Source organism: Deinococcus piscis (genome assembly GCF_014653275.1).
GTDB lineage: Bacteria > Deinococcota > Deinococci > Deinococcales > Deinococcaceae > Deinococcus > Deinococcus piscis.
In genome coordinates, this window is sequence record NZ_BNAL01000011.1 from 33,691 (window position 1) to 59,781 (window position 26,091).

The 26,091-nt window shown below is 62.2% G+C and carries 26 protein-coding genes and 4 tRNA genes; 13 read left to right on the forward strand and 17 right to left on the reverse strand.

Annotated elements, in window-relative coordinates; all coding sequences use genetic code 11:
- Positions 1–32: 32 nt before the first annotated feature.
- Entirely contained in the window at positions 33–614 is a 582-nt protein-coding gene (locus tag IE158_RS05915) for a TetR/AcrR family transcriptional regulator (protein ID WP_189642741.1), read from the reverse strand.
- Positions 615–667: 53 nt separating this feature from the next.
- On the opposite strand from IE158_RS05915, the gene IE158_RS05920 reads away from it, so the two are divergent.
- The gene (locus IE158_RS05920; protein WP_189642742.1) at positions 668–1,174 is read left to right on the forward strand and encodes an SRPBCC domain-containing protein; all 507 of its coding nucleotides are present in this window, start codon (positions 668–670) and stop codon (positions 1,172–1,174) included.
- Positions 1,175–1,177: 3 nt separating this feature from the next.
- A complete protein-coding gene (locus IE158_RS05925) occupies positions 1,178–1,498 on the forward strand; it encodes a YrdB family protein (RefSeq protein ID WP_189642743.1) in 321 nt (106 codons plus the stop codon).
- A 423-nt stretch (positions 1,499–1,921) separates the two neighbouring features.
- Here the strand turns inward: IE158_RS05925 and IE158_RS05930 are convergent, their stop codons facing one another.
- Complete coding sequence (locus tag IE158_RS05930; RefSeq protein ID WP_189642744.1) at positions 1,922–2,506, reverse strand: P-loop NTPase family protein; 585 nt, start codon at positions 2,504–2,506, stop codon at positions 1,922–1,924.
- Positions 2,507–2,642: 136 nt separating this feature from the next.
- Between IE158_RS05930 and IE158_RS05935 the strand changes: the two genes are divergently transcribed.
- Positions 2,643–3,236 (forward strand): DUF2239 family protein, encoded by a 594-nt coding sequence (locus IE158_RS05935; protein WP_189642745.1) that lies wholly within the window; start codon positions 2,643–2,645, stop codon positions 3,234–3,236.
- A gap of 82 nt (positions 3,237–3,318) precedes the next feature.
- Here the strand turns inward: IE158_RS05935 and IE158_RS05940 are convergent.
- Positions 3,319–3,393: transfer RNA gene (locus IE158_RS05940), tRNA-Ala, on the reverse strand.
- A gap of 60 nt (positions 3,394–3,453) precedes the next feature.
- On the opposite strand from IE158_RS05940, the gene mnmE reads away from it, so the two are divergent.
- Together mnmE and IE158_RS05950 are read left to right on the forward strand one after the other, a co-directional pair.
- Positions 3,454–4,785, forward strand: coding sequence for a tRNA uridine-5-carboxymethylaminomethyl(34) synthesis GTPase MnmE (gene mnmE / locus IE158_RS05945; RefSeq protein WP_189642746.1), 1,332 nt, complete (start codon positions 3,454–3,456; stop codon positions 4,783–4,785).
- A 56-nt stretch (positions 4,786–4,841) separates the two neighbouring features.
- On the forward strand, positions 4,842–6,107 hold the full coding sequence (locus IE158_RS05950) for an alpha/beta hydrolase family protein (protein WP_189642747.1): 1,266 nt from the start codon (positions 4,842–4,844) through the stop codon (positions 6,105–6,107).
- A 124-nt stretch (positions 6,108–6,231) separates the two neighbouring features.
- On the opposite strand, the gene IE158_RS05955 is transcribed toward IE158_RS05950, so the two are convergent.
- From IE158_RS05955 to IE158_RS05985, 7 genes are all read right to left on the reverse strand, one after another.
- Positions 6,232–6,780, reverse strand: a complete 549-nt coding sequence (locus IE158_RS05955) for a DUF805 domain-containing protein (RefSeq protein ID WP_189642748.1) — start codon at positions 6,778–6,780, stop codon at positions 6,232–6,234.
- A 53-nt stretch (positions 6,781–6,833) separates the two neighbouring features.
- Positions 6,834–7,469, reverse strand: a complete 636-nt coding sequence (locus IE158_RS05960) for an IMPACT family protein (protein WP_189642749.1) — start codon at positions 7,467–7,469, stop codon at positions 6,834–6,836.
- Entirely contained in the window at positions 7,466–8,059 is a 594-nt protein-coding gene (locus IE158_RS05965) for an NUDIX domain-containing protein (protein ID WP_189642750.1), read from the reverse strand. The genes IE158_RS05960 and IE158_RS05965 overlap by 4 nt, the downstream gene beginning before the upstream one ends.
- 92 nt (positions 8,060–8,151) lie before the next feature.
- A complete protein-coding gene (locus IE158_RS05970; protein WP_189642751.1) occupies positions 8,152–9,294 on the reverse strand; it encodes a branched-chain amino acid aminotransferase in 1,143 nt (380 codons plus the stop codon).
- Between the two features lie 83 nt (positions 9,295–9,377).
- The gene (locus IE158_RS05975; protein WP_189642752.1) at positions 9,378–10,652 is read right to left on the reverse strand and encodes an aminotransferase class V-fold PLP-dependent enzyme; all 1,275 of its coding nucleotides are present in this window, start codon (positions 10,650–10,652) and stop codon (positions 9,378–9,380) included.
- A gap of 96 nt (positions 10,653–10,748) precedes the next feature.
- Complete coding sequence (gene ftsH, locus IE158_RS05980) at positions 10,749–12,653, reverse strand: ATP-dependent zinc metalloprotease FtsH (protein ID WP_189642753.1); 1,905 nt, start codon at positions 12,651–12,653, stop codon at positions 10,749–10,751.
- Positions 12,654–12,854: 201 nt separating this feature from the next.
- Entirely contained in the window at positions 12,855–13,211 is a 357-nt protein-coding gene (locus IE158_RS05985) for a hypothetical protein (protein WP_189642754.1), read from the reverse strand.
- A 50-nt stretch (positions 13,212–13,261) separates the two neighbouring features.
- Here IE158_RS05985 and coaBC point away from each other — a divergent pair, with 50 nt between their 5' ends.
- Both coaBC and argR read left to right on the forward strand, forming a co-directional pair.
- Positions 13,262–14,506, forward strand: coding sequence for a bifunctional phosphopantothenoylcysteine decarboxylase/phosphopantothenate--cysteine ligase CoaBC (gene coaBC, locus IE158_RS05990; RefSeq protein ID WP_189642755.1), 1,245 nt, complete (start codon positions 13,262–13,264; stop codon positions 14,504–14,506).
- A gap of 123 nt (positions 14,507–14,629) precedes the next feature.
- Positions 14,630–15,091, forward strand: a complete 462-nt coding sequence (gene argR, locus IE158_RS05995; RefSeq protein ID WP_189642756.1) for an arginine repressor — start codon at positions 14,630–14,632, stop codon at positions 15,089–15,091.
- A 32-nt stretch (positions 15,092–15,123) separates the two neighbouring features.
- On the opposite strand, the gene IE158_RS06000 is transcribed toward argR, so the two are convergent.
- From IE158_RS06000 to mqnP, 5 genes are all read right to left on the reverse strand, one after another.
- Positions 15,124–16,713 (reverse strand): sensor histidine kinase, encoded by a 1,590-nt coding sequence (locus IE158_RS06000; protein ID WP_189642757.1) that lies wholly within the window; start codon positions 16,711–16,713, stop codon positions 15,124–15,126.
- A gap of 4 nt (positions 16,714–16,717) precedes the next feature.
- On the reverse strand, positions 16,718–17,395 hold the full coding sequence (locus IE158_RS06005) for a response regulator transcription factor (protein WP_013615249.1): 678 nt from the start codon (positions 17,393–17,395) through the stop codon (positions 16,718–16,720).
- A 44-nt stretch (positions 17,396–17,439) separates the two neighbouring features.
- Positions 17,440–18,000, reverse strand: a complete 561-nt coding sequence (locus IE158_RS06010) for an adenylate/guanylate cyclase domain-containing protein (RefSeq protein ID WP_189642758.1) — start codon at positions 17,998–18,000, stop codon at positions 17,440–17,442.
- A 366-nt stretch (positions 18,001–18,366) separates the two neighbouring features.
- Entirely contained in the window at positions 18,367–18,816 is a 450-nt protein-coding gene (locus tag IE158_RS06015) for a hypothetical protein (protein ID WP_189642759.1), read from the reverse strand.
- A gap of 8 nt (positions 18,817–18,824) precedes the next feature.
- Positions 18,825–19,748 carry a menaquinone biosynthesis prenyltransferase MqnP gene (gene mqnP, locus IE158_RS06020; protein ID WP_189642760.1) on the reverse strand — a complete coding sequence of 308 codons (924 nt, stop codon included), beginning with the start codon at positions 19,746–19,748 and terminating at the stop codon, positions 18,825–18,827.
- Between the two features lie 78 nt (positions 19,749–19,826).
- On the opposite strand from mqnP, the gene IE158_RS06025 reads away from it, so the two are divergent.
- The 3 genes from IE158_RS06025 (at position 19,827) to IE158_RS06035 (ending at position 20,174) form a co-directional block, all read left to right on the forward strand.
- A tRNA-Pro gene (locus IE158_RS06025) sits at positions 19,827–19,903 on the forward strand.
- A gap of 22 nt (positions 19,904–19,925) precedes the next feature.
- A tRNA-Gly gene (locus IE158_RS06030) sits at positions 19,926–19,999 on the forward strand.
- A gap of 98 nt (positions 20,000–20,097) precedes the next feature.
- A tRNA-Arg gene (locus IE158_RS06035) sits at positions 20,098–20,174 on the forward strand.
- 95 nt (positions 20,175–20,269) lie between these two features.
- On the opposite strand, the gene IE158_RS06040 is transcribed toward IE158_RS06035, so the two are convergent.
- Together IE158_RS06040 and IE158_RS06045 are read right to left on the reverse strand one after the other, a co-directional pair.
- Positions 20,270–21,481, reverse strand: coding sequence for a tyrosine-type recombinase/integrase (locus IE158_RS06040; RefSeq protein ID WP_189642761.1), 1,212 nt, complete (start codon positions 21,479–21,481; stop codon positions 20,270–20,272).
- Positions 21,478–21,708, reverse strand: coding sequence for a helix-turn-helix domain-containing protein (locus tag IE158_RS06045; protein WP_308430676.1), 231 nt, complete (start codon positions 21,706–21,708; stop codon positions 21,478–21,480). The genes IE158_RS06040 and IE158_RS06045 overlap by 4 nt, the downstream gene beginning before the upstream one ends.
- A 518-nt stretch (positions 21,709–22,226) precedes the next feature.
- On the opposite strand from IE158_RS06045, the gene IE158_RS06050 reads away from it, so the two are divergent.
- From IE158_RS06050 to IE158_RS06060, 3 genes are all read left to right on the forward strand, one after another.
- Positions 22,227–23,747 carry a type I restriction-modification system subunit M gene (locus IE158_RS06050; protein WP_189642762.1) on the forward strand — a complete coding sequence of 507 codons (1,521 nt, stop codon included), beginning with the start codon at positions 22,227–22,229 and terminating at the stop codon, positions 23,745–23,747.
- Between the two features lie 217 nt (positions 23,748–23,964).
- On the forward strand, positions 23,965–24,828 hold the full coding sequence (locus IE158_RS06055) for an Abi family protein (protein ID WP_189642763.1): 864 nt from the start codon (positions 23,965–23,967) through the stop codon (positions 24,826–24,828).
- A 35-nt stretch (positions 24,829–24,863) separates the two neighbouring features.
- Positions 24,864–26,075, forward strand: a complete 1,212-nt coding sequence (locus IE158_RS06060; protein ID WP_229838938.1) for a restriction endonuclease subunit S — start codon at positions 24,864–24,866, stop codon at positions 26,073–26,075.
- The last annotated feature ends 16 nt before the right edge of the window (positions 26,076–26,091 follow it).

Genomic DNA, 26,091 nt, shown 5'->3' on the forward strand with positions numbered 1-26,091 from the left:
GGCGTGCCCCAGTCACCTGCGGCGAGTGGGTGTCAGGATTTTCCTGCCTGCCCTACTTCTTCCATATGGTTAAAAAGGGCTTCCAGACCGACCTCAAATCCACGTTTCGGCCCGCTTTGCCCGAAGGTGCCTGCGGCTTCCAGGCTGGCGAATCCATGCAGGAAGGTCCAGAAGGCCACCGCGTGATCGGTGTCGTCAGGGTCCCCGCTGAGCCGACCAATCAGCAGGAGCAGGGTGTTCCAGAGGATTTTCCCCGGGCTGTGCTGGAGGTGTTCGAGGGGCAGGTCATTTTCTTTGGTCAGCAGCAGAGCGTACAGATGCGGATGTGTGCGGGTATAGGCCAGATAAGCTTGAGCCGCTGCCAGGAGCGCGGCACGTGGCGCTAAGCCCTCGGCGGCGTCTAGCACTTGGTCTTTCAGGTTTAGGGCGGCCTGGTCCCCCAGGGCACGCAGCAAGACCTCACGGCTGCTGAAGTGGCGGTACAGGCTGCTGGGGCGCACGCCCAGGGCGTCGGCCAGGGCACGCATGGTCAGGGCGTCCGGGCCACTGTGTTCCAGCAAGCGCTGTGCGGCGTCCAGCACGGCCTCAGCGCTGAGTTTGGCAGGGTAAGGCATAAAGAACACTGTACGTCTTGACACCTGCATAAGGAAGACGTACAGTGTTCGACATGAAAGCGAACAACGTTCTTCTTGGCGTGGCGGCGCTGGTTGCACTGGTGGGCTGGGGCGTTCGCCAGAGTGAGCCGCTGCGCACGCGCGTGCTCATTGACGCGCCGCCCGAACAGGTGTGGCAGGTGCTGACCGATACCGCGCAGTACGGGCAGTGGAACCCCGTCATGGTCAGGATGACGGGCCGCCTGCAAGCCGGGCAGACCATTGAATTCGAAAACCACAGTCAGGACGGCAACACCATGACCTTTCGCCCCACCGTGCTGCGGGCCGACGCGGGGCGCGAACTGCGCTGGCTGGGCCGACTGTGGGTGCCGCGCCTGTTTGATGGAGAGCACTACTTCGTCCTGACGCCCACCACTGGCGGCAAAACCCAGCTTGAGCACGGCGAAACTTTCCGGGGCGCACTGGTGCCCTTCGTGCGTGGTTGGCTCAGGGGCACCGTTCAGAACGATTTTCACCGCATCAATGCCGCCCTCAAAGCACGCGCCGAGGCTGGGAATTAGCAGATGCTGATGCTCTTTGGCACGCTGGCCTTTGTGCTGGAAGTGGTGGCGTGGGCAGCGCTCACTCGCTGGGGCTGGAGCCTGCACCCGCTGCTGGCACTGGCCTTTCCTGTGGCGTTCATGCTGGTCTGGGGCATGTTTCTTTCGCCCAAAGCCCCGTATGGTTTGCCGCCGCTGCCCAAAGCCGCCTTGCAGGTGACTCTGTTCGCTGTGGCGGCCTACGGCGCTGGGCAGGTGTGGGGCAGCTCCTTTGCTCTGGTCTTTTTCGCCGTGTCGCTCACCACCATCCTGACGGCCCTGGCCCTGGGCCTGCACAAGCTGTAGTCATGATGTCCGCTGCTGACCTGCACCACCTGGGCATTCAAACGCACCCCGGCACGCTGCTGAAAGGCGGCGAACCACTTGGCTCTTTGTCTGTTAACGCTGCGCCGAGCCACTCTGAAGGGCTTGGTTTATCTGGAGGCCTGCGACGGCATCCTGTACGCAGGTGACAGCTTCGCAAATGTCCCGGACCTGCTCGTGACCACCGAGCTTCATCCGTTGTTTCCTATGCCCACGCTTGCCAGCTGGAACGCTGGTGCGGCCCGCAGCAATGCGGCACTCAGGATTGAACTGAACGGCCTACAGTGGCTGGCGCTGGGACACGGCAAATCCCCATTCCCACGCCCCAGGCCACTGTGCAGACGGCTGTGGCCCGCGCAGAGCAGCAAACACCCCCAGCCTGGGCACTGGCTCTGGCGCAGCGCATCAGCCGCCTGACTGGGCAGGCCAAAGGTCGCCTTTGATACTTCCCATCTGCCCGGCTTCCAGCCGCTGAAGCCAGCGTTCAGTCTCGGCAGGCGAGCGCAGGCGCACCACGTCCAGATGGGGATGGCGGTCCAGCTTCTGGCGGTTGCGGGTGCGGTTTTTCCAGTGTGTGCGGAAGAACCAGCGCAAAATGCCGTCAGAGGCCAGCAGGGTTTGCCAACGCTCGCGGTTGCCGTTCCAGAGTTCTTCGCGGGTCCACATTCGCCGCAGCGTACGCCGCAGCAGCCTTGTGAAGACCACTGGGGCCGAGTAGTCCAGCCAGACCACCGTATCGGCACGCGGCCAGCTGATGTCCTGCGCCTTGGTGTAGTTGCCGTCCATGACCCAGCCTGGCTGCGCGGTAAAGGCATTCACCTGAGCGCGGAACTCCGCCAGCGGCGCTTCCTGCCAGCCGGGCCTATGGTTCCAGGCGTCCTGCTCGGCGTGGGGGAGGCCCAGCACCTGCCCCAGCTGACGTGCCAGCGTGGTTTTGCCGCTGCCGGTGGTGCCGATCACGATGATGCGCTGCATGTGGGAGTTGGGCATAGGGCCCGAAGCTAACGCGCCGGGGTGGGGGAGAGAATGCGCCAGATGGCGTAGTCCGGGAGAAGCTGCACAGCTCTGGCTGTATTTTACCCCGGTAGTATTGACACTCTATATTTTACCCGGGTAATATGCGGATATGAATGAGCAGACATTTACCGCCTTTGCCGGTTCCCGTCACCTGGGCACGGCTGAGCTGCCTACCCTGCTGCGCCAGCTCTTCGCGCAACGTGAGCAGGTGACGCGGGGCGACATCCTGATTTTTGACGACCAGACCGGCAAGCAGGCAGATTTCGACTGGCGGGGCACGCTGGAAGAAGTGCTTGAGCGCACGGCTCCGCAGCCTCCCCGAAGGGGGCCGGGCCGCCCGAAACTGGGCGTAACATCCAGAGAAGTGACCCTGCTGCCCCGTCAGTGGGACTGGCTGGAGGGGCAACCTGGCGGTGTTTCAGCTACCCTGCGCCGTCTCATTGATGCAGAGCGCAAGCGTCATCCGCAGGCGGCTGCACAGCAACAGGCCAGGGCAGCGGCAGACCGCTTTATGCTGACCCTCGCAGGCGACCTGGCCGGATATCAGGAAGCGTCCAGAGCCTTGTATGCGGGCGACCTTGCCGCTTTCAGGGACGCCATGCAGGCCTGGCCACCTGATATCCGCTCGCACGCTCAGCGGTTGGCAGAGCCAGCCTTTGCCGCGTTGCCCGCCGCATTGCCGGACGAGACAGCCCGGCCCTGACCCAGCAAGGAATCTGAGCCAACCCAACAAGGAATGAGCCAAAAAGAAAACCGCCGCTCCTCATCGGAAACGGCGGTCATTCTGGTGGAGGCTAAGAGATTCGAACTCTTGACCCTCCGCTTGCAAAGCGGATGCTCTCCCGCTGAGCTAAGCCCCCTCAGCGCTGAACGAGCTTAGCACGGGACAGAAAGCTTTGGCAAGCGCTAGCCTAAATCCCATGACGCGCACCTCCTCCCGCTCTGGCCTGTCCGACACCATTGCTGCTGTAGCCACCGCGCCGGGGCACGCGGGAGTCGGTGTGGTACGGGTCAGTGGCCCAGACGCCCTGCGCGTGGCCGATGCGCTGTTCGCTGGTCGCCGCCGTCCCAGCGCGACACCGGGCGGGCGCTTTTTGTTTGGGCAACTGATGGGCGCGGGCGGGGAAGTGCTGGATGAAGGGCTGTGTCTGGTGTTCCGCAGTCCCCACTCGTACACCGGCGAGGACGTGGCCGAGTTTCAGACCCACGGCAGCCCCGCCGTGCTGAGCGAAGTCCTGACCCGCGCCCTGGATTTGGGCGCTCGCCCTGCCCGCCCCGGCGAGTTCACGCTGCGGGCTTATCTGGCAGGCCGACTGGACCTGGCCCAAGCCGAAGCCGTGCTGAATCTGGTGGAGTCCAGCACCGAAACGGCGCGCCGTCAGGCGACCCTGGGGCTATCCGGGGCGCTGGGGGAGCGGGTGGAGGCGATTGCCCGTGACCTGACACTGACCCTTTCCAGCATTGCCGCGCTGCTGGACTATCCCGAAGAAGGTGTGCCTGAAGAGGAACGCGGGGTGCCGCTGGCCCGCGCCGCCGCCGAGCTAGAAGCGCTGCTGGGCACGGCCCACGCGGGCCGGGTGGCGAACCAGGGAGCGCGCATCGCCCTGATAGGCCCACCCAACGCGGGCAAGTCCAGCCTGCTTAATGCGCTGCTGGGGTATGAGCGCTCTATCGTCACGCCGATTGCGGGCACCACCCGCGACTATTTGGAAGCGGGCCTTTCGCTGGCCGGGGTGCCGGTCACGCTGGTGGACACGGCAGGTCTGCGCGACACCGAGGATGTGGTAGAGGCCGCTGGCGTGCGGCAAGCCCACGCCCTGGCCGAAGGAGCGGATGTGGTGTTGGTGCTGGCCGACGGCGCTGCGCCCTTTGCACCGCCGCCGCTGGCGCTGCCTATGCAGGCACGGGTGATTCGCCTGCGGACCAAGGCCGATCTGCCTGCCGCCTGGCACGACGCCGCCTACTTGCCGGTCAGCGCGGCGACAGGTGTGGGCCTCCCTGAGCTGCGCGAACAGCTCCAGGCCGAATTGCTGGGCGACGCTTCGCGCAGTGAAGCCTGGCTGGGCAGTGAGCGTCAGGCCGACGCTGCCCGCCGGGCGCTGGACCATGTGCGCCTGGCCCAGGCACTCCCGGACGACCTCGCCTCCATAGAGCTGGAAGAAGCCCTGCTGGCCCTGGCCGAACTGACGGGCCGCGACGTGCAGGACGACATTGTAGACGCTGTATTCCGCAACTTCTGCGTAGGCAAATAGGGCGCAGGAGCACCGCCCTCTCATCTCACCTCTAGGGGCACTGCCTACACTGAAACATGCCCAGAAACACACTTACGCTGGCCCTGACGCTGGCTCTGTCTCCCTCCGTTGCCCTGGCTGGCGGCGGTACTCCTGCCTACAGCACTCCTGCCGGGGCGGCGTCGGCCTCCATTCCTGCCTTACCACTGCACCGCTCAGCACCGGCGGACGTCGTGCCTACACCGCCGACCCAGGCCGCCGCGCCTCAGACGGAGGACACCACCCTGACGCTGGGCGACTTTCAGAGTCCGGCACAGTGGACTTATCCGGCGCAGGGTGCAGCCCAGGCCAGCCGCCTGCCCGCCGTGCTGCTGATTCATGGTTCCAGCCCGGCTGACATGGACTTTACTTACACTGGCCCGCAGGGACAGGTGGTGTCTAGCATTTTTGGGGACATCTCGCAGGCGCTGGGGCGGGGCGGGATCGCCAGCTTGCGCTACAACAAGCGCTACGTGAGCGGTCCTGGCAAAGTGGACTATGCCCGCTTCTACGGCGAAGCTGACCTGGACACCTTCCTGGCCGACGCGCAGACGGCGCTGGACACCATGCGCCGCAATCCCCGGATAGACCCGGAGCAGATTTATGTGTATGGCTGGAGCGAGGGCAGCACCGTGGCTGCCGAACTGGTGCGCCGCAACCCGGAGGTGGCGGGCCTGATTGTGCAGGGGCCTGTGGTACTGGACTGGGGTGAACTCTTTGAGGCGCAGCTGACCGATGTGCAGCTGCCTTATCTGCGTCAGGTAGCCCCTGGTGGCCTCAGTGCCGAGAATCTGGCGGCGGTGATGGGCGCTCCGGGGGCAGGCCTGGTGGCCCGCAATGCCGTGGGCTTTGCGCTGGACCCCAGCAGCTTTGCGGGCGGCGCACCCAAACTCAACCCTGCCTTTGACCGCGACGGGAACGGCGTCATTGAGCTGGACAGCGAGTACCTGGCCGGGGCGCGGCAGAGCCTGGAGACGCAGCTGAACTCTCCCGCTGGATTTCTGAACATGTACAGCCCGGCGCGGGCGCTGCCCAGTGTCACGGCTCAGGCACCGCAGCTGAAGGTGCCCGTGCTGGTCTTGCAGGGCACCAACGACGCCAACACGCCTGCCGCGTATCTGCCGCGCCTGACAGAAGCTCTGGACACCGCCGGAGTGGACCATACCGTGCGCCTGTATCCCGGCCTGGGCCATAGCCTGGGGCCAGCCCGCAGCATGGTGGCCGATGACTTTGCGCCAGTGGCCGAGGAGCCGCTGCGTGATCTGGTGCAGTGGGTCAGGGGGCAGGCCAGCTTGGAGAAATAGGCATAAACACTTCGCGGAGTGACAGTGACATTGCCTGGTTGCGTGGGCTAGAGGGTCTTGGCCCGCGCAGCTTTGGACACTCACTGCACCCTCTCAAATGAGTCAATGAAGGCCGAGGTGCATATCAGTGGCGGCCATATTTGCGCCCTTCCGGGTCGGTAGGGAGAGTGTCTGCACTAATACCCATGGTGGTGGAGCGTGGGGCGGCCTGAGCGGTCACAGCTTGCTGACGACTGTGCCCCCCGAACGGGTCTCCGGACATGGCGCGGTATTTGGGAGAAGGCCCCCACTTGTTGGGCTGCGGCTCACTGTCAACGGTAGCAAGATAGATGAAATAGAGCGCCCCGAACAGAGGGATGAAATTGATCAGTACCCACCAGCCACTGCGCCCTATATCGTGCATTCTCCGGATACTGACGCTGATAGAAGGTAAGAAGAGCAAAAGCTGAATGATGGCTTCAAATGCCCCACGCTCCCTTAAGACTCCGTCCAAATAAGTATTGAAAGCTTCGTCAAGTAAAATGGCGAGGATGCTGATGAGCGTGTAAAAAAGGGTGAAGTACCAGAATTCACTGCGTCTCGCACGCCCAGAGAACTTGGCGTAATCACGGGTAAGTGCGGTTTTGAGATAATCCAGTGGCCCCCTGGCCGGGACTTCTGTAGGACTGTTCATGCCATCACAGTAGTGTCTTGGCTTCTGCGGGCCTGCCAACTTTGCGCTGAAGTTCAGCTTTCCTCCGCCGGCCCCAGCACTTCCAGCACACCACTGCCCCGCGTGGCATCTTCCAGCGCCTGAGTGAATCCGGCTTCGTCCTCTGGGTACACCTCCAGCGGTACGGTGACGCCCTGCGGGGTATACACTTCTTCGCCTTTCACCACGTCCCAGGTGTCCAGCAGGTGATACAGCGCCCCCTGCTCGGCAAAGCCCACGCTGACGTTCAGGCGCAGGCGCGGGCGCACCTCAAAGCGCTCGGCGGTCCTGAGCACTTCGGCTGCGGCTCCGCCGTAGGCCCGCACCAGCCCGCCGGTCCCCAGCTTGACGCCGCCGTAGTAGCGCACGACTACCACCATCACATGTTGCACGCCCTGGCCCTCAATCGCCCGCAGAATCGGTGCGCCCGCTGTGCCTCCAGGTTCGCCGTCGTCGCCAAAGCGGTACAGCTCGCCAATTCGGTAGGCCCAGCAGTGGTGGGTGGCGTCGGGATACTTGGCGCGCAGTTCGGCCAGGAAGTTGAGCGCCTCTTCGGGAGTGTCAGCGCGGCGAGCGTAGGCCAGAAATTCGGAGTTTTCAATCACTTCGCCGTGGCGGTGTGGGGCCGCCAGTGTGGTAAAAGGGTCGGGCAACTTGGGGCCTGGTGTCATAGCAGGCCCCGCCTCACCAGTTCGGCCCGCGCTTGCCACATCACCAGGCTGCTGGAGCCGCTCTGAATCTCGCCGCGTTCCAGCATGGCGTAGGCTTCAGCCAGCGGCAGCGTCAGCCGCTCAATGGTTTCGGTGTCCTCGTGCGCCATTTCGCCCAGGCTCACGCCCAGGGCCAGCATCGGAAAAAACACCACGCCGTTGATGCTGGGCTGGGGATAAAAGCCCGGCAGCGCCACCCACTCTGTTGCCACGCCGCCCACCTCTTCTTTGAGTTCGCGGGCCGCCGCGTCCAGCAGCTGTTCGCCCGCTTCCACGCCCCCGGCCACAATCTCGGTGATGGTGGCCCGCAGGGGGTAGCGGTACTGCCGAATCAGCACAATGTCGCCCGCGTCCGTCACCGGCAGCACGAAAATGGCCTGGTGCCCACGCGGGTGGTACTGATAGGTGGTCTGCACGCCAGGGCGCACCTGCACGCGGTCTTCCCAGACGCGGCGTGGGGGGCCGATCAGTTCACGGCTGCTGAGTGTCCGCCAGGGCTGCTGCTCGTCCTCGATCAGTGCCGCCCAGCTGGGGTGAGGTTGAAAGGGCATGCGACTACGCTAGCAGAGGGGGCGAGGCAGAAAGCAGAGGAAGAAGGCCAGGCGGGAATCACCGAGCTGGCCTTCCTTCTGCTTTTCTGCGCCTACATCACCCGGTACATCCAGCCGTGGCGGTCTTCCACGCGGCCATATTGAATGCCGGTCAGGGTGCCGTACACCTCCTGGGTCACGGTGCCCTGGCTCAGCTCTACCTCGCCGCCCTCAAAGCCCAGCCGTCCGATGGGCGTGACGACTGCCGCCGTGCCGCAGGCGAACATTTCGGTGACGGCTCCACGGCGGATGTCTTCGGCCAACTCGCTGAAGTTGATGGCCGTTTCTTCAACCTGCCGCCCAGCGTCACGCAGCAACTGAATGATGCTGGAGCGGGTGCCGCCTTCCAGGATGGTGCCAGTCAGCCGGGGTGTCTGCACCTTGCCGTCTGCGCGCACCACAAACACGTTCATGCCGCCCAGTTCTTCCAGGTTGGTGCCGTGGACGCTGTCCAGGTAACACACCTGCTCGTAGCCCTGGGCCTGAGCTTCCTGCTGGGGCAGCAGCGAGGCGGCGTAGTTGCCGCCAGTCTTGGCTGCGCCGATGCCGCCGGGACCGGCGCGGTGGTACTGCTGCGTCACCCAGATGCTGACCGGAGCAAAACCGTTCTTGAAGTACGGCCCGCTGGGGCTGGCAATGCAGAGGTAGCGGGCCGACGTGCTGGGCTTGACGCCCAGGCCCGCGCCATCTCCGAAGATGAAGGGCCGCAGGTAGAGGCTGCCGCCTTCGATGTGAGGCACGTACTCGTGGTCGGTGCGGATCAGGTCCACCAGGCTGGCGAGGAAGTCCTCGGCGGGCAGCTCGGGCAGGGCCATACGCCGGCACGACGCCGCCAGCCGCCCCGCATTGAACATGGGCCGAAACAGCCAGATGCTCCCGTCCGCGTGGCGGTACGCTTTGAGCCCCTCAAACACTTCCTGGGCGTAGTGCAGCACATTGGCGCTGGGGTCCAGCGGAATGGGGCCGTAGGGCAGCAGCTGCAGGTCACTCCAGCCGGTGTCGGCGGTCCAGCGGGCCGAGGCCATGTGGTCGCTGAAGTCGGCTCCGAAACGCAGGTTCTGCATGATGTGTTCGCGGTCAGCGGCGCTGCGTGGCTGCGAAGTGGCGTCGGTCAGGTAGCGGCCCTGCACCGTGTCGGCAGTGGGCGCGGGAAGGGTCGCGGCGTCTTCCAGGGTCGTAGGGCGGGGTCCAGTCATGGGGTTCCTCCGGGGAAATAGGCTTGAATGGGGCTCCCAGTCTAGAGCAGTTCTGTGCGGTGCAGCCTGGTAGAGCCTGGCCTTCAGAGCGCCTGCTCAATATCGGCTTGCAGGTCGGCCAGATCCTCCAGGCCCACCGTCATGCGGATGGTCTGCGGCCCCACTCCGGCGGCGCGGCGGCTGGCTTCGGGCACCCGGCCATGCGTGGTGGTCCAAGGATGCACCACCAGCGTGCGGGTGTCGCCCAGGTTGGGGGCAATCCGCAGCAGCTGCAGCCTACTCAGGAAGCGCGAAGGGTCCGGCACGTCAAAGGTCAGGATGGCCCCTTTGCCACGCGGCAAGTAGCGCTGCGCCCGCTCATAGCTGGGATGCTCTGGCAGGCCGCAGTAGCTCACCGCACTTACCCGCTCATGACGGCTCAGCCACTCGGCCAGGGCCTGCGCTGTGGCGCACTCACGGTCCAGGCGCACGCCCACTGTCTCTAGCCCCTGCCCCAGCAAAAAGGCCGAATGGGGAGCCAGGGTCATGCCCAGCTGTGAAGCGCCCAGCCAGCGTTGCCGCTGGGCCAGGGCCGCGCCCCCGTGCAGGTTCAGCAGGCTGCGCTCCTCACCCTCCGTAAAAATGAGGTTGCGGCTCAGGTCGCTGCTGCCCACGCTGACGCTGCCGCCCATCGCGCTGCCGTGTCCTCCGGCCCACTTGGTCAGGCTCTGCACGCTCATATCAGCTCCGTGTTCCAGTGGCCGTGCCAGGTAGCCTGCGCCGCCCACAGTATTGTCTATCGCCAGCAGTGCGCCTGCGCCATGGGCCACTTCTGCCAGCGCTGCCACGTCAGCCACGTCGCCGCTGGGATTAGAAATCATTTCTGCCCACAGCACGCGGGTGTTGGGGCGCAGCGCGGCCTTCATCGCCTCTGGGCTGCCGTCTGTAAAGGTCGTTTCGATGCTCATCAGCGGCAATACGTTTTGCAGCAGCCCCGCCGAGCCGCCAAACAGCGTCGAGGCCGAGACGATGTGGTCCCCGGCGCGGCAAACACTCATCAGCGCCGTGAAGGTGGCGGCCTGCCCACTGGCCAGCGCCAGGGTATGTGCCGCACCTTCCAGGCTACTGAGGCGTTCTTCCAGCATCCGCACGGTAGGGTTTTGCATCCGGGCGTAGCTCAGGCCACCCCCCTGAGCGAACTCGGCCTGGGCTTCTTCCAGATTGCCAAACTGAAAGGCTGCCGCTGTATGCACCGGCAGGCCGATACTCTGGCCCAGGCCGCGTGAAATGGCGCTCTGGACGGCGCGGGTGGTGTAGTCCCATTCGGCCTCCGTGACTGTGGATGCCGGAGGCGTAGGTTGTTCGTGGTGGTTCCCCATCGGCCCACTGTAGACCATTTGTGCGTCCTCCACTCAAAAAAACCCAGAAAAACGCTCCGTACCTGGAAGGGCACGGAGCGGGGAGCCGTAGAGTGTTCAGTCAGTCGCAGCAGGTGCGGGTGGCAGGGGCGGGGTGCCGTTGGCCGGCGTCAGCCCCGGCATGTCCCCTTTCACTTTTGCTACGGCGCTGCGGACCACGTCGCCGGTAATCAGTTCCTGGGTTAGCAGCGCGTCGCTGACCTCGTGCATGGCCTGGCCGTACTCGCTGACCAGCGCTTTGGCCCGCTCGTAGGCGCGGTACAGAATCCGCTTGACATCCTCGTCCACCAGCTGCGCGGTGTGCTCAGAGTAGCTGCGGGTCTTCGCCATATCCTCGCCCAAGAACACGGGGCCGCCGCTATCGGGATTCAGGGCCATGTTGGCGAAGTTATCGCCCATGCCCCATTCCAACACCATCTTGCGGGCCATGTTGGTGGCTTTGCGGAAATCGTCCGCTGCGCCGGAAGTCACGCTGCCAATAAAGACTTCTTCAGCGGCGCGGCCTCCCAGGGCCACCACCAGCTGGTTTTCCAGCTTTTCCTTGCTCATCAGCACGTTTTCTTCGGGCAGGTAGAAGGCGGCGCCCAGTGCCCGGCCACGCGGAATGATGCTCACCTTTTGCAGCTTGTCGCTGCCGGGAATCACGGCGGCGGTCACAGCATGCCCAGCCTCGTGGTAGGCGATGGCGCGCTTTTCCTGGTCGGAAATGGTCAGTGAGCCGTTTTCCAGGCCCAGGGTGATTTTGTCCAGCGCCCGGTAAAAGTCGCTCATCTCAATCTGGGTCTTGCCGATACGGGCCGCTTCCAGCGCAGCTTCGTTGGCGAGGTTCTTGAGGTCAGCGCCCGAGAAGTAGGGGGTGGACTTGGCCAGCTCGTCCACATCCACGCCTTCGCCCAGCGGCTTGTTGCGCAGGTGCACCTTGAGGATGGCCACGCGCTCTTTCATGTTGGGCAGGTCAATGGTCACCTGACGGTCAAAGCGGCCAGGACGCAGCAGGGCCGGGTCCAGCACATCGGGGCGGTTGGTTGCCGCCAGCACGATCACGTTGCTGGCCTTGTCGAAGCCGTCCATCTCGGACAGGATTTGGTTGAGGGTCTGCTCGCGCTCGTCGTGCCCGCCGCCGATGCCTGCACCACGCTTGCGGCCAATCGAGTCGATTTCGTCAATAAACATGATGGCCGGGGCGTTCTTGCGGGCATCTTCAAACAGGGTCCGCACGCGGCTGGCCCCCACACCCACGAACATTTCCATAAACTCAGAAGCGCTAACCGAGAAAAAGGGCACGTCGGCCTCGCCAGCGATGGCGCGGGCCAGAAGGGTCTTACCGGTGCCGGGAGGGCCGACCAGCAGCACACCTTTAGGAATCTCAGCGCCGATCTGGTGGTACTTACCGGGATTCTTCAGGAAGTCCACGACCTCCACCAGTTCCTTTTTGGCTTCTTCGTGTCCAGCCACGTCGGTGAACTTGGTGTCGACCTTGTTCTCCTTGCCGTACTTCTTGGCCTTGCTTTGCCCGAACTGCATCATGCCGCCCTGGCTGCTCTGCGCCCGCACAAAGAAGAAGTAGAACAGTGCGCCCAGCATCAGCAGGGGCAGTAGGCTGAGCAGGATGCTGAACCACTGGCTGGGCTCGCGGAAGTTCACGGTAACGCCCTGCTCGCGCAGCGCAGGGATCAGCTCGTCGTCGCGCACGGCGGACGAAGGCGACAGCTGCACAGTCACGCCTTCGGCTTGGCGCTGTTGGGTGCCGCTGGGCGTATCCACATTTACCTGGGTCGGCTCGGTCAGCGTAGCAGTGGCCCGCGAACCCACGATGTCCACCCGCTCAATACGGTCTTGGCGCAGCAGGTCTTGGAATTCGGAATAGTTGACGGTTGGGCGGCCCACATTCGCGGTCTGCGAGTACATCAGCATCAGCGCAAGCACGAACAGGACAATCAACCAGGGATTGAGCTTTTTCAAGAAGAACCTCTAGGGGGAGAGAAACGGCCAAGCCAGTGCTGCATCGCTGGCCCACACGCACACAGGGCAGAGGGCAGGAGCAGATGGCCCGGTCAGTCTGGCCAGTTTACCAACCCCCTGTTAAGAAATAGGGGCAAAAGACACCCCAGGGAAGCTGGGGGGCCTGTCGGTTTTCTTAAGATGGGTTCCTGAGTGGCTCACTCAGTCCAGCTGGTCGGTGGACTGGACGCTGCGGCCCGCCTGCGGATCACGCAGCAAAGGATTGGTCTGCGCGCCCGTCACTGCCGGATCCACGCTGAGCGCAGGCGGAGTGCTGGGCTGAGGAGCGGGCGCAGGTGGCTGGGCACTGGTCTGGGCGGGCAAGTTACGGCCATGCTTCATCCAGCCCAGGGCGCGTACAGCGTCCACGACCAGCCATACGGCCAGCCCGCCCCACAGGGCTGCCGGGAGCCAGTTCTCGGCGCTGGCAGAGCGGTAAGCTGCTGTCGCTGCCAGCAGTCCCAGCAGCAGACTGAGCAGAAAAAGAACCTGGGGAGGGAGGCGGCGTTGGCCCAACATGGCGTTCACTCTAGCGGCCCTCTTCTCACAGTCCCCCTACACTAGAGGGCATGAGCGCCTCTGTCCCTTTGTCCGATTCCCCGTCTGACTCGCCGCAGGTGCTGGTGCTGGTGGGCGGCAGCGTGGCGGCCATCAAAGCGCCCTCCACCCTGCGCCGCCTGCGTGAACAAGGGGCCCGGACCCAGGTGATCGCGACCCGCGCCGCGCTAGAGTTCGTGACCCCGCTGAGCCTGAGCACTGCCGGAGCCTGCGAAGTTGCCACCGACGACACCTGGTTCGCCGCGCAGCCGCAGGCCCAGCACCTGACCCTGGCCCGCTGTGACGCCGCCGTAGTGATTGGTGCCACAGCTGATACCCTGGCCCGTGCCGCCCAGGGACATGCCGGGGACCTGCTCAGTGCCACGCTGCTCAGCGTGCGCGCTCCGGTGCTGTGGGTGCCGGCCATGAACGAGCGCATGTGGCAGCACCCCGCTGTGCAGGCCAATGCTGAGCGGCTGCGCTCCTTCGGGCATCACTTTCTGGGACCGGTCTTTGGAGCGTTCGGCACGGCGGGCGAGGGCGAAGGTCTGGGGCGCATGGCCGAGCCGGAAGACATAGCCGCGCAGGTGATGCAGCTGCTCAGGCCCCGGCAGGACCTGACAGGGCTCAAGGTGGTGGTCTCGGCTGGGCCGACCCGCGAGTATCTGGACCCGGTGCGATTTGTCAGCAATCCCAGCAGCGGCAAGATGGGCTTTGCGGTGGCGCAGGCTGCTGCCGAGCGTGGAGCGGAGGTCACACTCGTGAGCGGGCCGGTGAACCTTGCTACGCCGCGTGGTGTGCAGCGTGTAAATATCGAGAGTGCGCTAGAGCTGCGGGACGCCGTGGTGCAATCAGCGCAGGCCGCTGACCTGGTGGTCATGACAGCGGCAGTGGCCGACTACCGAGCCGCCGAGGTCAAGACGGAAAAGGAAGCCAAAGGCGGCGACACCAAGACCATTGAACTGGTCAAGAATCCCGACATTCTGGCCGAACTTGGCACGGACAAAGGCCGGCGGGTGCTGGTGGGCTTTGCGATGGAAACCCACGCGGGTGTGGAGCGGGCCGCTGACAAAGCCCGGCGCAAAAACGCCGACTTTATTCTGCTGAACTACCCCACCCAGGAGGGAACAGCATTTGGCGGCGATGACAATCAGGTCACGCTGGTCCAGGCCGACGGCACCCATGAAGCCTGGCCGCGCCTGAGCAAGCGGGAAGTGGCCGAGCGCTTGCTGGACCGTGCCAGGGCCTTGCTGGCGGCCCGCCCAGAGCTACGCTGACTCGCTGGACAGGGCCAGGAGCGATGCCTTAGACTGCGCGTTGCTTCCGGGCACTGGCCTTCGTGTGCATACCGAGGGTTGTCCCTGTAGATTTATTCAGAAAAACTGCATAAAATAACAGACGTGCTCTCCAAAGAACAACGCCAACGTCTGATTCAGGACATCATCACCCGCGAAAGTATCTCGACGCAGGCCGAGCTGGTTGAGCGCCTGCGGGCCGACGGAATTGCGGTGACCCAGGCCACTGTCAGCCGCGACATCAACGAGCTGCGGCTGGTGCGTCTCCCCGTCGGCAAGGGGCGGCACCGCTACGCCCTTGCACATGTGCAGAGCGAGCTGGACCTCAGTGACGAGATTGCCCGGCTGTTCCAGAATTTTGTCCACGACATTGACCACGGTGAAAATATCCTCGTGCTCAATACTGCCGAGGGCCATGCCAGTGGGGTTGCCCTGATCCTGGACCGCCTGCGCCGTGACGACATTGTGGGCACGCTGGCGGGCGAGAACACCATCTTGCTGGTCGCGCGCACCACTGCCGACGCCGAAGCCCTGGTTGAAGAACTCCACGAGCTGATGATGGGTTAAGAGCGCGGGCGTCTGCCAGCGAACTGCGCCGCTTACGGAATATCGTCGTCGTCCAGCGCGGGCAGGTTCCCTACCGGCAAGTCCACGTACGCCTGGGTGCCCTGTCCCAGCTGACTTTCCAGCCAGATATGTCCCCCGTGCGCGTCCACGATGGTCCGGGCGATGCTGAGCCCCAGGCCAGCGCCGCCCCGATCACGGCTGCGCGAGTCCTCCAGGCGGTAAAAGCGGTCAAACAGCTTTTCCAGCTGATCGGCGGCGATGCCGGGGCCGTTGTCCGAGACACTCAGGCGCACGCGGCCAGGTTTGGGCTGCGTAGAGCCCAGTTCTATGCGGGTGGCCCCCGCCTTGAGAGCATTGCTAATCAGGTTATTCAGCACCTGCCGCAGCCGGTCCGGGTCCGCTTCAAAGGGAATGTCCTGACCGGCGGGGACAAGCACCGCTCCCTCACTCTCGGCCAGCGGGCGCAGCTCACGGGCAATCTCCTGAAGCAGCATCTGTGAGAACAGCAGCTGTGATTTGAGTTGCAACACGCCTCCGTCCGAGCGGGCCAGCTGCAACAGACTGCCGATCAAGTCGGTCATGCGCGCCGACTCGCGCTGAATAATCTGGATGCTTTCGCGCTGTTGGGCATTGAGCTCCGTACGCCGCAGCAGATAGGTGGCGTGCCCGCCGATGGCCGTAACCGGGGTGCGCAGCTCATGGCTGGCGTCACTCGAAAAGCGCCGCTGCGTCTCAAAACTGTCTTCCAGGCGCGAAAGCATGCGGTTGAAGGCTACGGCCAGCGCCTCGACTTCGTCATCCGAGTCGGGCACAGGGACGCGGGCCTGCAAGTTCTGCGAATCAATGCCTTCGACAGCGTGGCGGACCGTGTTGAGTGGCCGCAGCGCCCAGCCTGCCAGCACGTAAGCCCCAATAGCTGCCAGAAAGCTGCCCAGCAGCAGCAACCCGCCCATAATCAGCTGCAAACGGGTCACCGTGCGGTTGAGCGAACTGAGGCTGCGTCCGATAAAGGTCACCGCCAGCATCTCCTCACTGCTGCCGTCTGCTTGCTGAAACTTCAGCGGCGTAAGGGACACCAGAATCCGCATAGGCTCCGGGTCGGCGAACTGCGGTTTGACTGAGCGGTTGATCAGGATTTGGCCGGAAGGTGATTCCAGCAGCTGCGTGAGCTCGTGGTCACTCAGTTGCAGCGGTGCAGCGGGGTCAATGCCCACTGGCCGCAGGCGGAAAGCCTCGCTCTGACGGTGCAGGAAGTCCAGCAGGGCCAAGCGGGACTGTTCGTCCTGGGCGGCGGACCATTCGCTTTGCAGATCGCCCGTCTGTGAGCGGGCCACCAGTGGGTCCACCTGAATCACGGAAGAAGGAAACTTGCTCCGCGCTTCGGCCAATCCGTCTGAGTCGGTGGGGCCTAAGGCCAGCTGCAAGCTGGGCACCAGCTCGGTGAACTGGGTCTGCGTGTCGGCCAGGTCATTTTCTAGGGACCGCTCCAGGTCGTGCCGCATCATGGTCTGTACGGTGAGGGCCGTCAGCAGCAGCAGCACCACCAGCAGGGTGGTATAGAAAGTGGTCAGGCGGTGGCGCAGGGTTGCGCCGCGCCACCGCTGACGGAAGCCATCTAGCATGGAGTTATTCTTCGCGCAGCACGTAGCCTACACCACGGACGGTGTGAATCAGGCGGCGCTCGCCTCCCTCTTCCAACTTGCGGCGCAGGTAGCCGATATAGACATCCACCACGTTGCTGCCGCCGGTGTATTCGGGCCACACCTTTTCTTCAATCTCAAAGCGCGAAAAGACCTTGCCAGGATTGCGGGCCAGCAGCTCCAGCAGCTCAAACTCCTTGGCAGACAGCTCAACGCGGCGGCCCCCCCGGAAAATCTCGCGGCCATCGAGGTTCATGACCAGATCGGCCACCCGCACTTCGCCGGTGACGGCCGGATTGACCCGGCGCAGGTGGGCACGCACGCGGGCAAGCAACTCTTCAATAGAAAAGGGTTTGATCAGGTAGTCATCGGCTCCCGAATCTAGGCCCTCAACCTTGTCCTGAATGCCGTCTTTGGCCGTCAGGATAATGATCGGCGTATTGCTGGTCTTGCGAATGCGGCGGGCCACTTCCAGGCCGTCCAGCACAGGCAGCATCAGGTCAAGCACCACCAAGTCCGGCGCAACTTCACGGAACTTGCTTAGGCCGGTGACGCCGTCATAAGCCACGTCCGTGGTGTACCCTTCTGCCCCCAATTCCAGTTCAATGAAGCGGGCGATTTCTTTCTCGTCTTCAATGACGAGGACCAGGGGCTTACGTTCCATAGCGGCAGTCTAGTGGCATTCTCATGAGAATAAGAGAGCGGGACTTAACCTGCTTTCATCTCAGCGCCTGCCAACTGCTCTGCCGGTAAAAGCACTCGGTAAAAGGCTGCACCGCTGCTCTGGAGCGTCTCAAACCCTTGTAGCGGGGGCACAGTACGCCGCTGCAAAATGCTCCGCCCACTGCCTGGCTGTGCTTCTAAGGTTCTTGCCACCTCGGCGCAGAGTAAGGTTTCGCCGGGGTCTGCCACGCTGCTCAGGCGGTGAGCCAGATGAAGTGGCAGGCCGCAGGGTCGCGGTTCCTGATAGGGAAGCAGGGTCAGTTCACCAGCAGCCAATCCGGCGCGCAGGGTCAGAGACTGCCCCAGAGTCTGTGCCAGCGGCAGGCCCGCCGTCATCCCGTGAGCCTGCTGGGCAGCTCCAACCGCTGCTTCAGCTTGCCAGGCCGGCCAGCAAGCCAGGGCAGCGTCCCCTTGCAGCGGCAGAATCCATCCACCCCAGCCGCGCAGCAGTTGGAGGATGTCCAGACTCCACTGGCCCAGCAGCTCACCCCAAATCGGCAGGGGAAGTTGCTGGGCCAGCGCTGTGCTGCCGACCAAATCAAGCACCAGAACACAGAACCGGTCATCAGGGCAAGGTGGGGGAGGAACAGAGAAGGAGTGCATAAGAAGTCGCCTCAGCAAGGAATCAGCACGAAAAGGGAGAGGGAGAGGGATGGAACCGTTCCAAATATTGCGGTTGATTAGAATAAAATGATAAACCAAGTGTTCTCATAAATTGTGAGATAAGAACCCTTGAGCGAACGCTCAGCGGCTTAATACCCCCTGTCCTGGCGCTCGCTTTCTGGTTTCTTGCGAGCCTGTCTAGGAAAGGGGTTTTGGAAAGTTCCAGTACGGGTAGAGAATAGTTGTCATCTTCTGACAAAAGTGTCTCAGGAAAGGTGTCTTAGGGAATCCCGATAGTGCGTGTCGGAGCTACTCAATCAAATAGCCGTGCAGTGGGGCCGACGTGCTGAAGCGCAGCCAGTCGCCAGGCTCAGCGGGCAAAGTCCAGCAGCCTGCAGAGTACGGCGGGCGGGCCGGATGGCTCAGTACCAGGGGGAGGCCTGCATCTACCACAGTGGCGCGTGATGTCTGGGCCAGGACGCGGCCTACACCCTGCACCCCTGAGCGGCCTAGAGCCTCAGCCCAAGGGGCTAATGGGGCAGCGGCAGGCCCCGTTGCCTCAGGACTGACCAAGCCGTGAATGACGACACGCGCCGGCCCTGGGGTGAGGTAAGGGCCGCAGCGGTCTAGCAGGTACAGCGCCAGGTCTCCACTGACGAATTCCAGCAGGAAGGAGCCCTCAGGCCTGGGCAGCAGTTGGCCGTGCGCAGCGTACTGGGCATAAGTGGCAGCAAATTCTGTGGGGGAGCTTTCAAGCATCTTGCGCCTCAGCCAGCCAGCGTTCGCCAGGTCACGTCGGCGGCCACACCGGCGAGCATGGTGAGGGCCAGCCACATGTTGGCGTCGAAGAAAGCAATGTTGGCGCGGGTCAAATCGTCTGGCCGCACGATGGCGTGCTCATAGAACAGGATGCCGCCCATGATCAGCGCGGCCAGGTAGTACCAGAAGCTGGCATCCACTGACCAGCCTACGGCCAGCAGCAGCATGAAGGTCAGCGCGTGGCTCCATTTGGCTATCTGTAAGGCACGCGGAATCCCGAAGCGTGCGGGAATACTCCTGATACCGCTGCGGCGGTCAAAGTCGTAGTCCATGGTGGCGTAGATGGTGTCCAGACCGATCATCCAGAAGATGACCACGGCCCACAGCAGCCAAGCGGGCAGGGCAAAGGCTCCTGTGACGGCGATCCACCCACCCGCCGCCGCTGCCCCGTCGGTGATTCCCAGCCAGACGTGACACAGCCAAGTGAAGCGCTTGGTGTAGGAGTACCCGATCAGAAAGATCACTGCCAGTGGCAGCAGGGCAAGGCACAGTGGATTGAGCTGCCAAGCCGCAAACAAAAGGACCGCGAGGCTGACAGCCACAAGCGCCCAGGCCGCCGCAGGTGAAATCTTGCCGGCAGGAATCTCGCGGCCCTGGGTCCGGGGATTGCGGGCGTCAATAAAGCGGTCAATGACCCGGTTGGCCCCCATCGCCGCCGTGCGGGCCGCGGCCATCGCCACAGTGACCCAGATCAGGGTGTGCCAGCCAGGCCAGCCGGTGCCATGTTGCCAGTACGAGGCCAGCAGCATTCCCGCATAGGCAAAGGGCAGGGCGAAAACGGTGTGCTCAAACTTGACCAGTTCCAGAAACTGTTTGGGCGTGTTGGTGGGGGCAGCGGGGGAAACAGGCGAACTCACGTTATTGCTCAGCATAAGCCCTGGTCCCGGTGTCGGGGGGACCCCCTTCACAAAGCTGCGAAATCTGGTATAGTACCGGGCGCGCAAGGAAGGCGAGGCGTAGCGCAGGCCGGTAGCGCACTTGGTTTGGGACCAAGGGGTCGCAGGTTCGAATCCTGTCGCCTCGACCAACAACTCCCTTGCACAACTTAAGCGGGATTGGTGTAGTGGTAGCACAGCAGCCTTCCAAGCTTCTGGCCTCGGTTCGAGTCCGTGATCCCGCTCCATCCTCCCCCCTGTACGGGGGGCTTTTTTATGCCCTGTGTCTTTGCTGCACTCTGTCCTCCTGCGCTATGATGACGCCGCCTGATCAAACAAGGTATAGGCACCCTTAGCTCAGTTGGATAGAGCAACCGCCTTCTAAGCGGTCGGTCAAAGGTTCGAGTCCTTTAGGGTGCGCCACGAAAAATCCCGCCTAGCGCGGGAATTTTTATTTTCGCGATTTTGCTCCGATCTCTGAAAATGGCCTCTGTGCCCAACGCGTGCCCAACCGGAGTTTAGGGGTCCGTTTCCGTGGCGTTCAGCTGGGCCGAGAAGTCGAGAGTGAGCCCTTTGCGCTCGTGCGCAAACACACTGCGGTAGTGATCCTGAGTAAAGGAAGCTCGGGCGTGCCCAACGTGAGCGCTGATCACCTCTACCGGTAAGCCTTGTTGCCCCTGGATAGAAATGAAGCTATGCCGCAGAACATGGGTGCCTTTATATGGAACCCCAGCCGCCTGACACAGCCGTTTCATCAAGCTATAGGTGTTGTCAGGGCGAATCGGTGTGCCGACCTCACTGGTGAATACGGCATCACTCCCGATGTACCGTTCACCCGCTGCCTCTTTCTCTAACGGCAGCCGCTCCTGCCGCTCCCGTAAGATCCTCAGCGCATCTCCGGATACCTCCAGGGTGCGCTTGGACCGTGCCGTCTTGGGAGTGGTGCGGTGCAGGTGGCCGTTCAGGCTGACGAGGGCTTCCTTGATGTGGATGGTGCCACTTTCCAGATCGACGTTCTCCCACCGCAGACCCAGCACCTCACCCACGCGCATGCCGGTGGAGAGCATGAAGCAGAAGGCCACGCCGCGCCGGTCCCCACGGGCCACCTCATAGAAGCGCCGCGCTTCGTCCGGAGTCCAGGCTTTGAGGTCGTCTTCTTGGGCTGCCTTACGGGTGTATCGGGGACGGGCCGTATCGGCGGGGTTGCGGAGCAGTTCGCCATGCCGCACCGCGTCATTGAAAGCCAGGTGCAGCAGGTTATGAACTTGCCGCTTCATGGAGTCGCCTAACGGCTGCCCAAAGGTGTCAGGTCGGCGTTCATCCTGATGGACCAGGCTGGCGTAAAAGACCTCAAGGTCCCGTGGGGTCAGGCTGCTGATGGTGCGTTTGCCGATGCCGGGGATGATGTGCTTTTTGATCAGACTGGTTTGTGACTGGTTGTACTTGGCGGCCAGCGTATCCGCCCGCAGAGCATGCCAGTTGAGCAGGAACTCGGCCACGGTCGTCTTCTGCGTGACGGTGAACTGTCCCCGTGAAGCGTCGGTTTGTGCTTCTCGTAACGCGGCCTCGGCGGCCGTCTTGGTCGGTGCAGTACCCGCGACCCGCAGGGTTTCACCACTGTGCAGGCGAATGCTGGCCCGCCACTGCCACTTGCCGGAAGGGAGCTTGCGTACACTGCCGCTGCCGCTGCCGCTGCCGTTGCCCCGCTTGGTTTGCGTGCGTCCAGTCATGGCTGCTCATCCTTTGGGCAAACCGTGAGCGTCAGGCCCAATTCATCCAGGATGGATACCAAGCTGCTTGGGATGTGACCACGCCGGCCCGTGACGACCTGAGCAACCGTAGGGGGCTGAACGCCTAACCGGCGAGCCAGCTCCGCCTGAGTCACACCTTGCCGAGCCATTTCTGCCCGAAGCTGCCGCCTGAGCTTCTGATCTAGGTCCATGAGGCATTCTGACATAAATCATAGTCAAATTGACTTTGGTAATACGGCGGCGCTGGTGTTGTCGAAGCCCCGCTTGCCGTTTCAGTGGGGATGGTGGGGATGGTCAAAGTGGCCCTGTGGGGATGGTCCATGGGGTTATGCTCCGCAACCTGGTTGGGGATGGTCAAAAGAGCCTCTGCCGGTCTGTGGGGATGGTCGAATGAGACTTGCAGGGATGGCCGGGGATGGTCAATCGGGTCTATGGGGATGGACGGGGGATGGTCGAACCGGGACTGCGAAGTGACATGGTGCATGGTCAAATTGGGTCCAGGTGCATGGTCCATGGGGTTATGCCCTTAACCCCGGATTGACATGGTCAAAAGTGCCCAAATCGGTCTACGTGCATGGTCAAATCAGCCTCTGAGCATGGTGGTGCATGGACGAAGAGGACCTGCGTACATGGATGTACATGGACGAAGTGACGTGGTGTGCCTGCATGCACATGGTCAAAATGGACTGAGTTATAGGGCCATACCTGAGATAATGGGCCCTACATGTCACTTCTGATAGATCAGTCTGAGATCAATGCCATCCTCTGGCGGGCCTGCGATACCTTTCGCGGCACGGTAGACCCCAGCGAGTACAAGAACTACCTGCTGACCATGCTGTTCGTGAAGTACATCAGCGACGTGTGGCAGGACCACTACGATGCCCTGAAGGCCGAGTACGGCGACGATGAGGACCGCATTCGCCGCCGCCTGGAGCGTGACCGCTTCGTGATGCCTGAGGGCACGCTGTTCAAAGACCTCTATGCCCAGCGTAATGCCGACAACCTGGGGGAAATCATTGACCAGGCCCTCCTCGCTATCGAAGATGCCAACAAAGGCAAGCTGAGCGGCGTGTTCCGGAACATCAGCTTCAACAGCGAAGCGGCACTGGGGCAGACCAAAGAGCGCAACATCCGGCTCAAGAACCTGCTGGAAGACTTTAACCACCCCAAGCTGGACCTGCGGCCCAGTCGTATCGGGAATCTGGACATCATCGGCAATGCCTACGAATACCTGATTGGCCGCTTTGCCGCAGGTGCGGGCAAGAAAGCTGGCGAGTTCTACACGCCCCCGGAAGTGAGTGACCTGATGGCCCGCCTGACCGCCCCGCAGCCGGGTGAGCGTATCTACGACCCCACCTGCGGCAGCGGGTCGCTGTTGATTAAGTGTGCCCAGTACGTACAGGCGCAGGGGAGCCACGACTACGCTATTTACGGGCAGGAGCAGAACGGCAGCACCTACGCGCTGGCCCGCATGAACATGTTCCTGCATGGGGTAGATGATGCCCGCATCGAGTGGGGCGATACCATCCGCAACCCGCTGCACCTGGAAGACGACCGGCTGATGAAATTCGAGGTGGTCGTGGCAAACCCACCCTTCAGCCTGGACAAGTGGGGCGCGGACGATGTCAGCAGTGACCGCCACCACCGCTTTGAGCGTGGTATTCCCCCCAAAGGTAAAGGGGACTACGCCTTTATCTCGCACATGCTGGCAAGCCTCGCGGAAGTGAACAGCCGCATGGTGGTCGTGGTGCCGCACGGCGTGCTGTTCCGTGGCTCGGCAGAGGGCAAGATCCGCACCCGGCTGATTCAAGAAGGCCTGCTGGACGCCGTGATCGGCCTGCCCACCAACCTGTTTTTCGGCACGGGCATTCCCGCCGCGCTGCTGGTGTTCCGCAAAGGGGCAGAGGCTCGGAACAATGGGCAGGAAGACGTGCTCTTTATTGACGCCAGCCGCGAGTTTGCTGCGGGCAAGAACCAGAACCAACTGCGTGAAGCCGACCTTCAGAAGATTGTGGACACCTACCGCCAGCGCCAGGACGTAGAAAAGTACGCCCGCCTGGTGCCGGTAGATGAAATCGCCGCCAACGACTACAACCTGAACATTCCCCGCTATGTGGACACCTCCGAAGAAGCTGAGGCGATTGACCTGCAAGCCGTGCAGACCGAAATCAACGCCCTGGAAAGCCAGTGGCAGCAGCAGCGGCAGAAGATGGCGGAGTACTTGAAGGAGTTGGGGCTGGGGTAACTGGGTTATTGCAAACCAGATTGACACTCTAGTCATACCGTACTAAAATCCTGTCAACGAACACCTGGGCGCTCGCCATGCGAGAGAGTTCCAGGTTATTTTTTTGGGTACGCGCAACAGGGGTGATGGGCTATGCTGTTTGCAGTTCATGACACGCCTGTATGATCGCCCGCCCCTGACGCCTCCTCAGAAACTGGCTCACCTACGGGCAAAAGGCATGATCATTCACAATGAAGCTGAGGCCCACGCTGTCTTGGCCCGGGTGGGTTTTTACCGCTTTAAAGGTTTTGCCCTGCACTTCCAGCAGCTACACATGGCAGGTAAACCATATACGCCTGGAACCAAGTTCGATGATGTCTTAACTCTGATGCAGTTGGATACGCGGCTGCGCCTCCACATTTTTGCCGGAATTCAGGAAGTTGAAATCGGCATCAGGCAATGTATGGCAGAACAGTTGATGCAAACACATGGCCTGCGCTGGTACACCGATTCTGCGCTTTTCCGTACTCCGCGTCCTGGGCGAAGCGATTTTGACCATTCCCTGTTTTTGGTCCAGGCCCGTGCAGAGTTTGACCGCAGCCATGAGCCTTTTGTGACCCACTACCGCCAGTCTTATTCCGGGGCATACCCACCCAGTTGGATGCTGGCAGAAGTTGTCTCTTTCGGAACCTGGTCCAAGCTCTACGCTGCCCTGCATACGCCAGAGCAAAAGCGCATAGCTGATGTCTTGGGAATACACCAAAATACCCTGCGTGAGTGGCTCAAGGCCCTGAGTATCGTTCGCAATGTCACGGCACATCACAGCCGAATCTGGAACCGTGAGTTCAGAACCATGCATATTGCCGATAGGCGGCCACCCGAATTGCTGACGGCGCTCCAGTCTCATTCGTTCGTACCTGATGACCCACAGGCACGCCGCCTGGCCCCGCGCCTCTACGCTCTGCACCGCCTGACTCAGGCTTTTGACCCCCACAGCCGCTGGACTACCCAACTTGTGGCTCTGCTGGCTCCTTACCCTGCCCCACTGTTGGCCCGCGTAGGCTTTCGCCCTGGCTGGGACGGACAAAGCGAGTGGGCGTAATGGGAGTGGTAAGAGATGCTGAGGGAGGGAAGCTGATGGCAGAAGAAGGGAAGCAGAAGGCGGGGGGCGTGCCGGAGGGGTGGCGCGAGGTGCCAATTGATGCCGTAGCGAAAAGGGGAAGCGGGCATACGCCAAATAAGGGAAATCCAGATTATTGGAATGGTGGTATCAAATGGGTCTCTCTGGCCGACTCCTCAAAGCTTGACAATCGCTACATTACGGAAACAGACAAGGAAATATCCCTATTAGGAATAAAAAATTCGTCAGCCGTCCTATTAACGAAAGGCACTGTCGTTTTATCCAGAGATGCCGGAGTTGGTAAAAGTGCAATCTTAGCTGAAGAAATGGCAGTTAGTCAGCATTTCATGACTTGGACGGCCGACGAGAAAAACACGCACAATATATTTCTTTACTACTGGCTTCAGAATAAGAAGCCGGAATTTGAGGCCATAGCTACTGGTTCTACTATTAAGACTATCGGGCTTCCTTACTTTAAAAAGCTGAATATCCTCCTCCCACCCCTCCCCGAGCAACGCAAAATCGCCGCCATTCTCTCCACCTGGGACGATTCACTGGCAACCCTGACCGACCTGATTGCCGCCAAGCGTCAGCAAAAGCGTGGGCTGGCTGAGGCGCTACTGACGGGGCAAAAGCGGCTGCCGGGGTTTGAGGGGGAGTGGGAGGAGACACGGTTCTCTTCTGTCATGCAGGAGAGCCGCATATCTGCACCTGATGAACTAGGGAAAAGGCTGACAGTATCACTTCACCTGAAAGGCGTTTCAGTGCGGGAAGAACGGGATTCATCCGAGGCAGGCAAAACTATTTATTACCGTAGGAAGACTGGGCAATTCATTTACGGCAAACAGAATATTTTCCGGGGTTCGTTGGGGCTTGTCCCCCAAGAGCTTGACGGCTACTTATCAAGCCAAGACTTGCCCGCTTTCGATATTGCCCCTGAATACGACCCAGCATTCGTTTTCGCCTTCTTTGCCCGTCCAAAGTTTTACGAAGAGCTGGAAAAAATTGCGACAGGGACAGGCTCAAAACGAGTTCACCCCGAGGCCATTTATAGGCTTTCTCATCCTCTCCCGCCCCTCCCAGAGCAACAAGCCATCGCCTCTGTCCTTTCCACCCTAGACAGTGAAATTGCCTCGCTGGAGTCTCTCAAGGCCAAAGTGCAGGAGCAGAAGCGTGGGCTGATGGACGAACTGCTGACTGGGCGGGTGCGCGTGAAGGTGGACGAATGAGCCGCGCTGCTCCTTT